Source organism: Pseudarthrobacter sp. NPDC092424 (assembly GCF_044754925.1).
Taxonomy (GTDB): Bacteria; Actinomycetota; Actinomycetes; order Actinomycetales; family Micrococcaceae; genus Arthrobacter.
Genome location: NZ_JBIVQC010000002.1, coordinates 117665 through 132591, shown reverse-complemented (window position 1 = coordinate 132591; position 14927 = coordinate 117665). Strand labels below are relative to the sequence as shown.

Genomic DNA, 14927 nt, shown 5'->3' with positions numbered 1-14927 from the left:
CCTTAAAGCGCGCCGGAGCCCCGCCACAGGCACGCGTCGACGTCGAATGGCAGCAACTGGTCCTGCCCGGCCATGAGCGTGGCGCCGTGCGCGGTCACGCGGCGCATGTAATGCCGGCGGCACAGCGTTTCGTATCCCACCACCGGAACGTGCTCCGCGGCTGTCCGCGCCGCGGGGCCGTCCATGTCCACATCGCCCACCACCACCTGGGCTCCTTCGGTGACCATGACGCCGTCGACCGTCCTGGCGTTGTGCGTGGCCCGGCGGCCGCACCAGCACAGCGCCTCCACCTGGAGCACCTGCACCCGGTCCGCCAGTTCGACGAGCCTCTGGGAGCCGGGAAACAGCCGGGTGCGGAAATCGGCAGTGATCCCGAACGCGAAGACATCAACGTCGATTTCGTCCACCACCTTGGCCAGCTGTTCAATCTGCGCCGGCGAGTAGAACTGCGCCTCGTCGCAGATGAGGTAGTCCACCCGCTGTCCCTGGGTGCGGCGGCGCATGACCTCATCCCAGAAATCGGTGCCGTCCAGGACCTCCACCGCGTCCGTCTGCAGGCCCAGCCGGCTGGAAATCCGTGATTCGCCTGCGCGGTCGTTGCGGGTGAACCGCACGCCGCCGCGCCCGCGGGCACGGTGGTTGTGGTCCATCTGCAGTGCCAGCGTGGACTTGCCGCAGTCCATCGTTCCAGAGAAGAAAACCAGTTCAGCCACGCCGCGCAGTCCTGCCCGGGACCTGGAAACAGAGCAGGGGGACCTCGCGTTCAGCCTTGGTCAGCGAGCCGTGCTGGCCCACCACTTCCATGGCGGCGGGCCGGACGCGTCGGGTGTCGTAGAAGGCCAACGCGTCCCGGGCCGCCACCAGGACGTCGCCGATCCTGCCGGCGGCTTCCGGTCGCACTGGTCCAAAGAGGCCCGCGGCCAGGGCATCGGCCCGGGTGAACGCCCAGATCCGGTCTCTGAAGCGGGCACGCCATGCCTCCGCGAGGCGGGCGGCCGCGCCCGGGCGGGCGCCCGGTTCCAGGTAGAGGTGCACCATGCGCGGCTCCCCTGCCGTGTGCCGGACGCCTTCGATCAGGGCGGGGTCGGTGGAGTAGTCCAGCCGCTGCTGCTCCGGCACGTCCAGCATCCCGTGATCCGCGGTGAGGAGGACCGTGGTACCGGCGGGCAGGGTGGCGTGGAGCCGCTTGAGGGTGGCATCAAGCTCCTCCAGCTGGTGTTCCCACTGGGCGGACTGGCAGCCGTAGCGGTGCCCCGCCTTGTCCAGCTCGTTCACGTAGAAGTACATCAGTGATGGACCCGGAGCCGCCATCGTTTCGGCGGCGGCTGCTGTCCTGGCATGGGCGGTGGTCCCTGGCACGAAGGCGCCCCCGCGCAGGACGGCGCGGGTCATGGGAGAGTCCCCGAACTGGGGAAGGCTGACCGTGGTAACGGCCACGTGTTCAGCGGCCCGTTCCAGGACGGTGGGAAACGGCTGCCAGTCCAAGGGGTCCACGCCGGGGTCCCAGTTGCCCAGGAGGTTGACCACCTTGTCCTGGGCCGGGTCAAGGACGTCATAGCCCACCATGCCGTGCTGCCCGGGGGGAAGCCCGGTGCCCAGGCTGGCCAGCGCCGCCGCCGTAGTGGTGGGAAAGGCCGAATCGAGCCAGACCGGAACCTCCCCCTGGCCGCCCTGCATGATGGAGCGCAGGAACGGGGTATGGGCGGTCTTTTGCTTTAGGAGGTTCCGCCCCAGCCCGTCCGCCACCACAACGCACACCCGGGAGGCGGCGGGCAGGCCCAGGACGTTGGCGAACCCGGGCACGCCCACGCTGGCGGCGGAGCTGGAGAGAACCTCGGCGACCGAGCGCCGTCCGTAGGCGGGGGCGGGAGGCAGGGCCGGAGTATGGTTTTTCGCCGCAGCAGTGGCGCCGCCGGCAACGTGTTGGTCTGCGGGCATCTCAGCGCTGCTGGTGGCCGCGGCTCAGGCGGTTGCCGAATACTCCGGCGCGGGGCCGCGGCGGCAGGGACTGCGGCCGCGGTGCCGGTGCGGCCGACCCGGTGTTGACTGCACGGAGGGCCCGGGCAAACAGCTTGGCGTCCTGGACAGCCTGCAGGCCGTCCGCTTCGGCGCTGATCCGCAGGACGATGTCCTCCTGGCTGATGGTGCCGCTGTAGCCGTGGTCCGCCTCGCACTGCGGGTCGCCGCAGGTGGCAGGGCCCATGTCCAGGCGCTGCCCGCCCGACCACGCGATGGAAAGGGTCATCTCCCGCACGGGATCGGACGGCTTGTAGTCCTGGGGCTGGGCGTACATGTAGCTCAGGACAACGGAGCGGATCTGCGCCACCGGCACCGATTCGGTGGAGATCTGGGCGACGATCTGCTCGCCTGCCTCGTCGAGCTGCTGGTCGTCCACGTGCGTGATCACCAGCATGTCGGCGGTAAGGACCAGGACGGTGATGTGGCGGCGCACCTCGGCGCGGTCGAAGTGTGTTTCCAGGTGGACCAGGTGAGCCACGCAGTCCCGGCCGTCCAGCGCATCATCCACGACGTCGGCCACCAGGCGCGGGTAGAAGCCTGCCTTCTGGAGGGCGCCGTCCAGGCTTTGGCCCTGTTCACTGTGGCTGTGTGAGCTGTGGTGGCGGACTGCCTGGTTTTCGTGGCCGGGCGTTTGCGGCGCCGATGCTGGAGGCTGGGAGCTCATTCCCCCATTTTCACAGATCGGCCGGGGACTTGCTAACCGCTTCAGCCCAGCATGGCACGCCTGGCACTGTCCGTCCGCTGGGCGGCATTGCCGATCCGGACGTCTGCGGCCAGGATGGTGGCCCCCGAGGTGCCGCACAGTACCGGGTTGAATTCCACCAGGGCGATCTCCGGATGGTTGTCCTTGAGCCAGGCCAGCCGGCCTGCCAGGTCCTCCAGCGCCGCGATGTCCACCGCGGGCAGCCCCTGGTAACCAAAAAGCTTCCGGGCAGCCCGCGGCGCCCGGACAAAGTCGTGGACATCGGCCGCGGACAGCGGCGGCACCCGGTGCGCCCAGTCGTCCAGCAGGTTGACGGCGTCACCGGCGAGCCCGAAGGAGATCACCGGCCCCAGCAGCGGGTCCTCGATGGCCCGGAAGGTGCAGGCCTGTCCCACCGGCGCCATGCTTTGGACTTCCAGCGCAGCCTCCCCGTAGGACGCCAGCGCGCGGCGCATCTGCACCACGTTCTGCCGCAACGAGCCGGCATCCTGGATGTCCAGGCGGACGCCTCCCAGGTCCAGCCGGTGCCGCAGCGCCGGTTCCGTGGTCTTGAGCGCTACCGGCCAGCCGAGCGCGTTGGCGGCTTCCACCGCTTCATCCGGGGTGGTGAAGCCTTTGGAGGGCAGCACGGTGATGCCGTAGTGGCCAAGGAGGGAGGCCGCCGCCGCGGGGTCCAGCTGCTTGAGCTGCTCGCCCTTGACGTCCCGCAGCAGCAGCTGCAGTTCGTCCCACGCGGCGGCGGGGTCGCAGCCGGCCGGTTCCACGAAGTGTCCGTGGTCGCGGGCGGACCACTCCGCGTACCGCACCACGGATGCCAGCGCGGCCACGGCCGCGCCGGGGTTGGAGAAGCACGGGATGGCATTGCCCGCCGGACCCACCATGCCTTCCACGTATACGGACGGGTCAAGGATGCCGGTGAAGGCCGCCAGGACAGGCTTGCCGGCGGCCTTGGAACATTCGGCAAGGACCCCGGCAATGCTGTCCACGGTGAGGCCGCGGGCAGGCAGCAGCGCGGCCACTACCGCGTGCACGGCTGGATCCGCCAGGGCGCCGCTGAGCGCCGCGCGCAGCGCAGGCAGCGCCACGGACTGTCCGGCGTCGAGGTCGATGCCCGCGAGCAGCCGGGCCACGGTGAGCCCGTGCGCGGCCGCGCTGTCCGCCACCACCTTGCCCAGAGCGTCCGAGTTGCTGAAGAGCGCCAGACCGGGGCCCGCCGGCAGCGGCTGCCCGGAGACCACCTGTGCAACGTCCACGAGCTGTTCAATGGTTTCCACCCGGATCACGCCGGACTGCCGGAGCATGGCGTCCAGGGCGCCGGCCGGTGCCTGCGTGGTGCGCACGGCATGTCCGGGCGGCAGACGCAGGCCCATGGCATCGGACTTGGCCACGATGACCGGCTTTGTGCGGGCCAGGCGGCGGGCCAGCCGGGAGAATTTACGCGGGTTCCCGATCGACTCCAGATAGAGCCCCACGGCGGTGGTATCGGCGTCGTCCTCCCAGTACTGCATCATGTCGTTGCCGGAGACGTCCGCCCGGTTACCCGCGGAGAGCAACGTGGACAGCCCCAGCTGCCGGCGGCTGGAGGCCGCGTACAGCGACACCCCGATGGCAGCGGACTGGCTGAACAGTCCCAGGCCGCCGCGGGCGGGCAGTGCCGGGGCCATGGACGCGTTCAGCGAGACGTCGGGATGGGTGTTGACGATGCCCAGCGACGCCGGACCGATCACCCGCATGCCGCTGGCCCGCGCCTGCCGTACCAGGTCCCGCTGCCGGGCGAGGCCCCGTTCGCCGTCCTCGGCAAAACCGGCGGAGGCGATGACCAGCCCCTTCACGCCGGCCGCCGCGCACTCGGCCACCACCTGGGCGACCTCTTCGTAGGGCACCGCAATCACGGCCAGCTGGACCGGTTCGGGAACCTCTGCCAGCTTGCCGAAGGAGAGCATGCCGGCCAGTTCCAGCGCTTCGGGATTGATGGCGTAGATCCGGCCGGGGAAGTGCCCTTCGATGATGTGCTCGAGCAGCTGGTACCCCACAGTGCCCCATTTGCGGCTGGCACCGATTACTGCGACGGACGACGGCGTCAGCAGGTCCCGTACGCTCCTGGCCTCGGCGCGGTGCTCGCGTGCCTCCATGACGGCCCGGGATTTCTCCGTGGGGTCGATGTTGAACTCCAGGCTGACGACGCCGTCGTCGAAATGGCGCTTGACGTCGTAGCCGGCATCGGCGAAGACCATCAGCATCTTGCGGTTTTCCGGCAGCACCTCCGCGCTGAACCTCCGGATCCCGTTCTCGTGCGCCGCCGCGGCCAGGTGTTCCAGCAGGATGGAGCCTATTCCGCGGCCCTGGTGGGCGTCGGCGATGTTGAAGGCCACCTCCGCCTCGGTTGGATCGTCGAGGCGGTCGTAGCGGCCAATGCCGATGATGGCGCCGCCTATGGTGATGACGAACGCCACCCGGTCCCTGTAGTCCACTTCCGTGAAGCGTTTGAGCTCCTTGCTGGACAGCCGGGCCTTGAAGGCGAAGAACCGCATGTAGATTGAGTTCTGCGACTGCCCGGCGTGGAATGCCTGGACGGCGTCCGCGTCCGATGGATGGATGGGCCGCAAGTGGGCCGTGCCGCCGTCACGCAGGACGACATCGGCCTCCCAATGTTCCGGATATTCGCCGTCCCCGGGCCGATCCACCATAGGCTTAGCCTAGCCAAAAACTTCCGCAGCGCACCCGTGGCCTGCACAGCTCCCCCAAGAAGGATTTACCAGCCCCATGGCACGCCGCCAATCTTCAGCCCCTCCCGTGGACAGCACTCCCTACACGGAGAACATCGTGGACATCGATGTCACCTCCGAAATGGAAGGCTCCTTCCTGGAGTACGCCTACTCGGTGATCTACTCCCGGGCGCTGCCGGATGCCCGGGACGGCCTGAAGCCGGTGCAGCGGCGCATCCTCTACATGATGAGCGACATGGGACTGCGGCCTGACCGCGGGCACGTCAAGAGCGCCCGCGTGGTGGGCGAGGTCATGGGCAAGCTGCACCCGCACGGCGACACCGCCATCTACGACGCCATGGTCCGGATGGCCCAGGACTTCTCCCTCCGCCTCCCGCTGATCGACGGGCACGGCAACTTCGGGTCGCTCGACGACGGCCCGGCGGCTCCCCGGTACACCGAGGCAAGGCTTGCGGCTGCCGCGCTGACGCTGACGGACCACCTCGACGAGGACGTGGTGGACTTTGTCCCCAACTACGACAACCAGCTGACCCAGCCGGATGTCCTCCCGGCGGCATTCCCCAACCTGCTGGTCAACGGGGCCACCGGCATTGCCGTTGGCATGGCCACCAACATGGCACCGCACAACCTCGTGGAAGTGATCAATGCCGCCCGGCACCTGATCGCCCACCCGGATGCCACGCTGGACGACATCATGCGCTTCGTGCCGGGGCCGGACCTGCCCAGCGGCGGCCGGATTGTCGGCCTCGACGGGATCCGCGACGCGTACGCGACCGGCCGGGGCTCGTTCAAGACCCGCGCCAAGGTGGAGATCGAGCAGCTCTCGGCCCGCCGCACCGGCCTGGTGGTCACCGAACTCCCCTACATGGTGGGTCCGGAGAAGGTGATCGAGAAGATCAAGGACGCCGTCAACGCCAAGAAACTGACCGGCATCAGCGACATCGTGGACCTGACCGACCGCAAGCACGGCCTGCGCCTGGTCATCGAGCTGAAGAACGGCTTCAACCCGAACGCGGTCCTGCAGCAGCTGTACCGGTACTCGCCGATGGAAGACTCGTTCGGCATCAACAACGTCACGCTGGTGGACGGGCAGCCGCAGACCCTGGGGCTGGTCCAGCTGCTCACCGTCTACGTCAACCACCGCCTTGACGTGGTCCGCCGCCGCACCGTTTTCCGGCTAGGGAAGAAGAAGGACCGCCTGCACCTGGTGGAGGGCCTCCTCATTGCCATCGTGGACATCGACGAGGTCATCCAGATCATCCGGTCCTCGGACGAGGCCGCCGCCGCCCGCGAGCGGCTGATGTCCATCTACGACCTGTCCGAGGTCCAGGCGAACTACATCCTGGAGCTGCGGCTCCGGCAGCTGACCAAATACTCCCGGATCGAGCTGGAGAAGGAACAGGACGAACTGCGGCGGGAAATCGCTGAACTTGAGGCGATCCTGGGCTCCGATGAACGGCTGCGGACCCTGGTGTCCGACGAGCTCGCCGCCATCGCCGAAGCCCACGGCAGCCCGCGGCGCACCGTGCTGCTGGAGTCCGAAGCTGTCTCCCCCACCGTCGCTGCCGAGGTTGCCGGTGCCAAGAAGGGCAAGGCCACGCCGCTGGCCCTGGAGATCGCCGACGATCCCTGCTGGGCAATCCTCACCGCTTCGGGCCAGGTGGCCCGCACCAGCAACCGGGAACCGCTGGCTGAGGCCGGCCCGCGCGGCAAGCATGATGTCTATGCCTCCGTGGTGAAGACTACGGCGCGCGGCGAAATCGCGGCCGTCACCTCCCTGGGCCGGATGCTGCGCCTGCAGGTCATGGACATGCCGGTCCTGCCGCCGGTGGCCGGGCTGCCCAACCTGGCCGGGGGCGTTCCGGCCAAGGAGTTCCTGACGCTGCTCAAGGGCGAGTCGCTGGTGGCGTTCGTTCCGCTGGATGAGGTGCTGGCCATCGGCACGGCCCAGGGCGTGGTGAAGCGCGTCCAGCCCGACTATCCGCTGAACCGCGAGGACTGGGAGATCATCTCCCTGAAGGACAAGGACTTCGTGGTGGGCGTGGCTCCGGCCGGGGCGGATGATGCGGAACTCGTGTTCGTCACCGCCCAGGCGCAGCTGCTGAAGTTCCCGGCCGCCGTCGTCCGTCCGCAGGGCCGCACCGCCGGGGGCATGGCCGGCATCAAGCTCGCCGCCGGTGACCGCGTCATCTCCTTCGGTGTGGTGGCGGCCAATGACGGGACCGCCGTCGTGGTCACCATCGCCGGCACCGTGGGCGCCCTGCCGGGTACCGCCCCGGGAACCGCCAAGGTGACCGCGTTCGCGGAGTATCCGGCCAAGGGCCGTGCCACGGCCGGGGTCCGCGCGCACCGGTTCCTAAAGGGCGAGGACACCCTCCTGCTGGCCTGGGCCGGACACGGTCCTGCCAAGGCGTCCTCGGCCGCCGGGGTGGCCCGCTCGCTGCCCCAGGAGCACGGCCGGCGGGACGGTTCGGGCGTACCGCTCTCGCAGGCGGTGGATGCGGTGGGGCCCGCCATGGCGTGGCCCGATCAGGCCTAGACTGCTGGCATGCCTATCGTTCCTGATGAGAAGGACTGGACCTGGGTCCTGACGCGGCCCTGCCCCGAATGCTCGTTTGATTCCGGCACGGCCACACCGTCCACCGTTCCCGGCACCATTGCGAACATGCTGCCGCGCTGGCGGGCGGTCCTGCGCCGCCCGGGGGCCACTGAACGCCCGGATGACCGCACCTGGTCGCCGCTGGAATACGCCTGCCATGTCCGGGATGTGTTCAGCCTTTTCGACCAGCGGCTGAACCTGATGCTGGAACAGGACGACGCACGGTTCGCTGACTGGGACCAGGACCGCACCGCGGTGGAGAAGGACTACGCCTCTGCCGATCCCGCTGTGGTCAGCGCCGAGCTCACCGCAGAAGGCCAGCAGGTGGCGGACTCCTTTGCCGCCGTGCGGGAGTCCGACTGGGGCCGCACCGGCCTGCGCAGCAACGGTTCAGAGTTCACGGTGCTCACCCTTGCCCGCTATTTCCTGCACGACGTGGTCCACCACCTGCACGACGTGGACGGCTGACTATCCCGCAGCGGCTCCTGCCCAGCCGCGGACGCCCGTGTTTTCTGCGGCCGTATCCTCAGCACCGGAGTCAAGGACCAGCCGGGCGTCCTCCGGCCTGATGTCCGCCGCGTGGTGGGTCACCAGGACCACGGTCCGGTCCCGGAGGCCCGCCCGCAGGTCCGCCATCATGGCCGCAGCGGATTCGTTGTCCAGGTGCGCGGTGGGCTCGTCGAGCAGGATCACCTCAGCGCCCGTCATCAGGGTCCGGGCCACGGCCAGGCGCTGGCGTTCCCCGCCGCTGAGGAATGCCCCGCCGGGGCCGATACGCGTGTCCAGCCCGGCCGGCAGCCGGTCCACCAGCGGGGCGAGTCCGACGGCGGCGAGGGCCTGGCGCATGTCCGTGTCCCCGGGCGCATTTCCGCCCTGCACCTGTCCTGCCCGTGCCCTTCCATCCTGCGGCCTTCCCAGTAGCAGGTTTCCCCGGATGGTTGAATCGAACAGGTGCGCCTCCTGCGGGCACCACGCCACATTGCCGGTGGCCCGGACCGCGCCTCGGGCTGCGGGCAGGAAGCCCAGCAGGACGGACAGGAGCGTGGACTTTCCGGAGCCGGACGGCCCGGTCACGGCGAGCCAGCGTCCCGGCTCCCCAGCCGCATCCAGTGCTGAAAAGACTTCCGGTCCACCCGGCCACGCAGCGGCGAGGCCGACCAGTTCGACGCCGGCCCGGCCGCCCGCGCGCTCCGGCACGGGGATGCGGCCGTCACAGGCCGATTCGGACCCGGCACTTTTCCGGCGCGCGGCCGGTTCTTCCGCGCCGCCGTTTTCCGTGCTGCCGAGCACTCCGGACTCCCCTATCCGCCCCATCACGGTGCGGAGCGCCGGGAACTGGCGCACCGCCGTCGTCATCGCTGCGTAAGGTTCCACCAGCGCCAGCAGGAGAAGGACGACGACGGCCGCCGTGGCGGGTGCCGTCGCTCCGGAGAGGATGCCGGGAGCCGCGAGGCAGGCAGCGGCGAGGGCCGCAGTGCCGCAGGCGGCGGTGGCTGCCGCATGGCCCAGCCCGTCCGCCCAGGCGGAGCGGCGGGACGCTGCGGTGGCCTGGCGGTCGCGCCGCCGAAGGCCGGCCAGCACGCGGGCCGCCACACCGTTGGCGTGGAGGTCCGCCCGGGATTCAAGTGCTGCCGCAGCGCGTCCCAGGACGTCCCGGCGCAGTGCCTGTTCGGCGGAAGCGGACGCACGGTCGGCCCACAGCGCCAGCAACGGGGCCAGCAACAGGCTGGCGGCTCCTGCGGCGACGACGGCCGGCAGTGCGGCCGGGACGAGGACTCCGGTGGCGCCCAGGGCCAGTGCGGTCACTGCAACAGCCGTAACCGGGGGCAGGAGCACCCGGGGCAGCAGGTCGCGCACGGTATCAACGTCGTCGATGACGGTTCCCAGGACGTTCCCGCCCTGCAGCAGGCGCCGCACGGCGAGGGCCCTGCGGCTCAGCGATTCCCAGAGGCGCCCGCGCAGCCGGGTCAGGGCGGCGAAGACGGCATCGTGGAGCAGGAGCCGTTCCCAGTAGCGCAGCACCGCACGGCCGATGCCGAAGAAGCGGACGCCAACGATCGCGGTCAGCAGGTACAGGATGGGCGGCTGTTCGCTGGCCCGGATGATGAGCCAGCCGGACAGTCCGGACAGTGCCACGGCGAACACCGCGGCCAGTGTCCCCGCCCCCGCTGCGGCCAGGAACGTGCCCCGGACCGGGGACAGGATGCCTGCCAGCAGGCGGCCCGGTGCGGGCGGGACGGGCATGTCCTGTCCGCCGCTTGCGCCGGTCGTGGCCGGGGCCCCCGCAGTCCCGGGGGTTTCAGGGGCCACGGGCGTCGGCAGTCCCCCGGCCGTCCCGGACTTGCCTGCCGTGAGCGGGGCCGCGGCGGTCCCCGGCGCAGCCTGGGTAACCGGAACGATGTGGTCGGCGAGCGCGCGGGTGCGGTCCTCGTGGGCCACCAGGATCACGGTGACCCGGCCGCGCAGCCGCGCCACTGCCTCTTCGACGACGACGGCGGAGGCCTGGTCCAGGTGTGCTGTGGGTTCGTCGAGCAGCAGGACGGTGGCTCCGGCCGCCACCCGCGCGAGGCCCCGCGCCAGGGCAACCCGGCGCAGTTCTCCGGGGCTCAGTTCGGCGGGGCGCCTGCCTGCAAGGTGCCCTGCCGCCGCTTGTTCCAGGCATTCCCGTGCGACGTCGGCAGCCGGCCGCACCACCGCATCCTGGTCCGGACCTTCGGGTGCCGCGGGGCAGTAGAGCTCAACCTCGCCGAGCACTGAGTCGGCCACCGTTGCCGGATGCTGCGGCACCCACGCCAGCGCGTTCCGGTCCAGGCCGGTGATGGCGCCGGTGACAGTGGCGCCTCCCCCGTCGCCCACGGTCCCGGCAAGGACACCCAGCACGGTGCTCTTGCCCGTTCCGCTGGGTCCGGCCAGGGCGGTGATCCTGCCGGCGGGCGCCACGAAGGAGAGCGGGCCGACGGCGGCCCTCCCTCCGTAGGTGACCGTAAGGCCGCTGACACGGACCGTCCCGGCCGGCGTGCCGCCGTCGCACGTTGCTGCGGTGGCCCTTGGTACGGCCAGCGGAGCCGGCTCCGGGGCGTCCAGCACGGCGTTCGCTTCGGCGAGCGCCACCCGTCCGTCGTCGCTCGCGTGGTGGGCCGTGCCGAGCTCACGCAGCGGAAGGTAGCAGTCCGGCGCCAGGATCAGGGCCAGCAGTCCGGCTTCCAGCGGCATGTCGCCGTGCACCAGCCGGACGCCAATGAACACGGCCACGACGGCCACGGAGATGGTGGCGATGAGTTCCAGCGCCAGCGCGGACAGGAAGGCGGTCCGCAGTGTTCCCATGGTGCGCGAGCGGTATTCCCCGGAGATCTCCTCCAGGGCCTTCCGCTGGGCAACGGCACGGCCCAGCCCCACCAGGACCGGCAGGCCCCTGGCCAGCTCCAGCATGTGCGCGGACAGCCTTGCCAGCGCCCCCTGGGCCTCGCGGACGCGGTCCTCGGTGTACCGGCCGATGAGGACCATGAACAGCGGCACCAGCGGTACGGTGAGCACCACCACCAAGGCGCTTACCCAGTCCGCGAACAGGATCCTGGCGCCGAGCAGCAGCGGAACCACCGCGCAGTTCACCAAGGCCGGCAGGAACTGGGTGTAGTAGCTGTCCAGCGCGTCCAGTCCACGGGTGGCCAGTACGGCCAGCCCGCCGTCCGCCGGTCCCGCGCTGCGGACACCGTTGCGCAGCGCCCGCTCCAGCAGTTGGGAGCGCAGTTCCTCCTTGACCCCCAGCGCCGCACGCCGGGCGGCCACCGCCTGCCCCCACACCGTGAGGGAACGGAGGACGACGCCGGCAGCGCCTGCCGCAATGCCCTCGCCCCAGGCGGGGTCCCCGGCGGAGAGGCCGGCCAGCACGGATGCGAGCGCCCCTCCGATCAGTACTAGGGACAGGGCCTTAAGCGCGGCGAGGAGACCCAGCAGGTACAGGGCGGCGCGGGTCGACGGGCCGGAGGGGAACTCGGGGCGCATGTCAGCCCCTCGTGGTCAGGGCCCTGGCGGCCACCGCGGGCAGGAAGCTGTGCGCATCCGGAATGTGGGCTGCGCTGACCCTGCGCCGGAACACCCAGTACGTCCAGGCCTGGTAGGCGATGACCAACGGCAGTCCCATGGCGGCCACGACGCTCATGAGGCCCAGGGTGTAGTCCGAGGAGGAGGCGTTGGTGACCGTAAGGTTGAAGGCCGTGTCGATGGTGGAGGGCAGCACCACGGGAAACACGGCGCCGAAGATGGCAGTGGTCCCCAGTACCAGGAAGGTCCCCAGCGCCAGGAATGCCCGCCCTTCCGCACCGGCACGCGCCAGCAGCCAGGCAGCCGCGGCGGCAGCAACGGCCAGGATCACCGCTGCCCAGGTCCAGGTCTTGCCCGCCTGCCACTGGATGGCGAGCGCCCAGGCGGCGATCGGCAACAGCAACACCGGAAGCAGCTGCACGAACCAGCGCCGCGCCCGGTGGCGGATGCCGCCGTCGGTCTTCAGGGCGATGAAGGCGAGCGCGTGGAGCAGGGAGAAGCCCACCACTGCCAGCCCGCCCAGCACGGCATAGCCGCTGAACCAGGACATCGGCCCGCCCACGCGGTCGCCGTTGGCGTTCAGGGGCAGGCCCGTCGTGGTCAGCGCCAGCGCGGCGCCTACCCCGAAGGCTGCGAAGAAGGAGCCCAGGCCGATGGCCCAGTCCCAGGTGGAGCGCCACCTGTCCGTGTCCACCTTGCCGCGGTATTCGAAGGCCACGGCGCGGAAGATCAGCGCCACCAGGACCACCAGCAGCGGAAGGTAGAGGGCGGAGAAGAGGGAGGCGTACCACAGCGGAAAGGCCGCAAAGGTAGCGCCGCCGGCCGTCAGCAGCCACACTTCGTTGCCGTCCCACACCGGGCCGATGGTGTTCAGCAGGACGCGGCGTTCGGTGTTATTGCGGGCGAAGGCCTTCATGAGCATTCCCACGCCGAGGTCGAAACCCTCCAGGAAGAGGTACCCCGTCCACAGCACCGCGATGGCGACGAACCAGATGGTTGGCAGCAGTTCCATTTTTCGATTCCTCTGCTTTTTGTTCTGTGCGCCTAGTAGGCGAAGGCCAGGACGTCGTCGGCGTGCGTCGTGCCGCCTGGTCCGTCATCGCCGGCTGTCGCGTCTTCTTTCTCGTCCACGGGGGCGTGGGCAAGTTCAGGCATGGCCGAGGCAACTCCGCCGCGGATGTACTTCACCAGGAGCCTGACTTCCACCACCAGCAGGACAGCGTAGACGGCGGTCAGGGTGACCAGGGAACCCAGCAGCTCCCCTGCCGAGACCCCGGGGGATACTGCCGCGGCCGTGAACATGAAGACCTGGTCGATGCCGTTGGGGTCCGGGTTCGGGGCCACCACGAACGGCTGGCGGCCCATCTCCGTGAAGATCCAGCCGGCTGCATTGGCTCCGAAGGGTGCCAGGATCCCGAAGACGGCCAGGCGCATGAGCCAGCGGGACTGCGGCACGGTGCCCTTCCGCGTCAGCCACAGTGCCACCAGTGCGGCCAGGGCCGCGAGGGCTCCAAACCCGATCATCATCCGGAAGCCCCAGTACGTGACCTCCATGACCGGCAGGTATTCGATTTCCTGGCCGGCGCGATCGCCGTAGATGGGGTTGTCCGGCAGGTGCGTGCCGTACTTCTCCTGGTACTGCGGCAGGAGCGTGTTCACACCAGGGACTTCGGTGCTGAAGTCGCCCTTGGCGAGGAAGGAGAGGATGCCCGGCACTTCCACCACGGCCACGATGTCATCGCAGTCCTGCGAGCCCAGGTTGCCGATGCTCAGGACGGAGAACCCGGTGCCGTCGTGGCACGCTGCCTCCGCTGCCGCCATCTTCATGGGCTGCTGTTCGAACATCAGCTTGCCTTGGATGTCTCCGGTGACGGCGGTGCCGGCGAACGAGATCATCGCCACCGCGGCGCCGATGCGCAGGGAGCGGATCCACACGCGGTGGTCCGTGCGGTCGCGGCCAGGGATGTGTGGTGCGGCCCCGGGAACCACCATGCCGTCCGGATCCACGGTGTCGATGCCGTCGCGCCGCCGCCGCCACAGGTGGTACCAGGCGATGCCCAGGAGGAAGCCGCCGGCGACGGCCAGAGCGCCGAACAGGGTGTGCGGGACCGCCACCAGCGCGGTGTTGTTGGTGAACACGGCCCACGCATCGGTCATCACCGGGCGCCCGTCCACCATTTCCACGCCGACGGGGTGCTGCATCCAGCTGTTGGCCACGATGATGAAGTACGCGGAGAACATCGAACCCGCCACCGCCACCCACAGGCAGGCCAGGTGGATCTGCGGCTTGAGTTGCTTCCACCCGAAGATCCACAGCCCCAGGAACGTGGATTCAACGAAGAAGGCAAGGAGCGCCTCCAGCGCCAACGGGGCGCCGAACACGTCCCCCACAAACCGGCTGTACTCGCTCCAGGCCATGCCGAACTGGAACTCCTGGACGATGCCGGTGGCCACCCCCATGATGAAGTTGATCAGGAACAGCTTTCCCCAGAATTTGGTCATCCGGAGGTACTCCGGGTTACCGGTGCGGTGCCAGACGGTCTGCATGACGGCCACCACCAGACCCAGCCCGATGGTCAGCGGGACCATCATGAAGTGGTAGACGGTGGTGATGCCGAATTGCCAGCGTGCGATTTCCAAGGCGTCCAAGGCGGTCCCTACTGTTGGCCGAAGGGTTTTTCTACGTGCGGTAGAACAGTAACTTCTACCGAGTGTAGAACACGACGCGCCACGTGTTCTACCTGACGTAGAAACTCGCGCGTTTTCGGGGTAAATTGGTAGGCGTAGTTGAAGCAGCACCGCACGTAAACCGGCTCTATGGCGGGTAACGCGGGAAAAC

At 69.5% G+C, this 14927-nt stretch carries 9 protein-coding genes; 2 read left to right on the top strand and 7 right to left on the bottom strand.

Going from position 1 to position 14927, the window contains the following annotated elements:
* Positions 1-2: 2 nt before the first annotated feature.
* From ACIQCN_RS03580 to ACIQCN_RS03565, 4 genes are read right to left on the bottom strand one after another with little or no spacing between them, the layout of a single operon-like run.
* On the bottom strand, positions 3-713 hold the full coding sequence (locus ACIQCN_RS03580; RefSeq protein WP_400604185.1) for a thymidine kinase: 711 nt from the start codon (positions 711-713) through the stop codon (positions 3-5).
* Complete coding sequence (locus ACIQCN_RS03575; protein ID WP_400609438.1) at positions 706-1938, bottom strand: alkaline phosphatase family protein; 1233 nt, start codon at positions 1936-1938, stop codon at positions 706-708. The genes ACIQCN_RS03580 and ACIQCN_RS03575 overlap by 8 nt, the downstream gene beginning before the upstream one ends.
* Position 1939: 1 nt before the next feature.
* Entirely contained in the window at positions 1940-2683 is a 744-nt protein-coding gene (locus ACIQCN_RS03570; RefSeq protein WP_400604188.1) for a DUF5998 family protein, read from the bottom strand.
* A gap of 41 nt (positions 2684-2724) precedes the next feature.
* Positions 2725-5409, bottom strand: a complete 2685-nt coding sequence (locus ACIQCN_RS03565; protein WP_400609436.1) for a GNAT family N-acetyltransferase — start codon at positions 5407-5409, stop codon at positions 2725-2727.
* 76 nt (positions 5410-5485) lie between these two features.
* On the opposite strand from ACIQCN_RS03565, the gene ACIQCN_RS03560 reads away from it, so the two are divergent.
* Both ACIQCN_RS03560 and ACIQCN_RS03555 read left to right on the top strand, forming a co-directional pair.
* Positions 5486-7987: a DNA topoisomerase (ATP-hydrolyzing) subunit A gene (locus ACIQCN_RS03560; protein WP_400609435.1), complete on the top strand. Its 2502-nt coding sequence runs from the start codon at positions 5486-5488 to the stop codon at positions 7985-7987.
* Between the two features lie 9 nt (positions 7988-7996).
* On the top strand, positions 7997-8515 hold the full coding sequence (locus ACIQCN_RS03555; protein ID WP_400604193.1) for a DinB family protein: 519 nt from the start codon (positions 7997-7999) through the stop codon (positions 8513-8515).
* Here ACIQCN_RS03555 and cydD read toward each other — a convergent pair whose 3' ends face one another.
* From cydD to ACIQCN_RS03540, 3 genes are read right to left on the bottom strand one after another with little or no spacing between them, the layout of a single operon-like run.
* Complete coding sequence (gene cydD, locus ACIQCN_RS03550) at positions 8516-12049, bottom strand: thiol reductant ABC exporter subunit CydD (RefSeq protein ID WP_400609433.1); 3534 nt, start codon at positions 12047-12049, stop codon at positions 8516-8518. It lies immediately after the preceding gene.
* A 1-nt stretch (position 12050) separates the two neighbouring features.
* Entirely contained in the window at positions 12051-13100 is a 1050-nt protein-coding gene (gene cydB / locus ACIQCN_RS03545) for a cytochrome d ubiquinol oxidase subunit II (RefSeq protein WP_400604197.1), read from the bottom strand.
* 32 nt (positions 13101-13132) lie between these two features.
* A complete protein-coding gene (locus ACIQCN_RS03540; protein WP_400609431.1) occupies positions 13133-14737 on the bottom strand; it encodes a cytochrome ubiquinol oxidase subunit I in 1605 nt (534 codons plus the stop codon).
* Positions 14738-14927 lie beyond the last annotated feature (190 nt).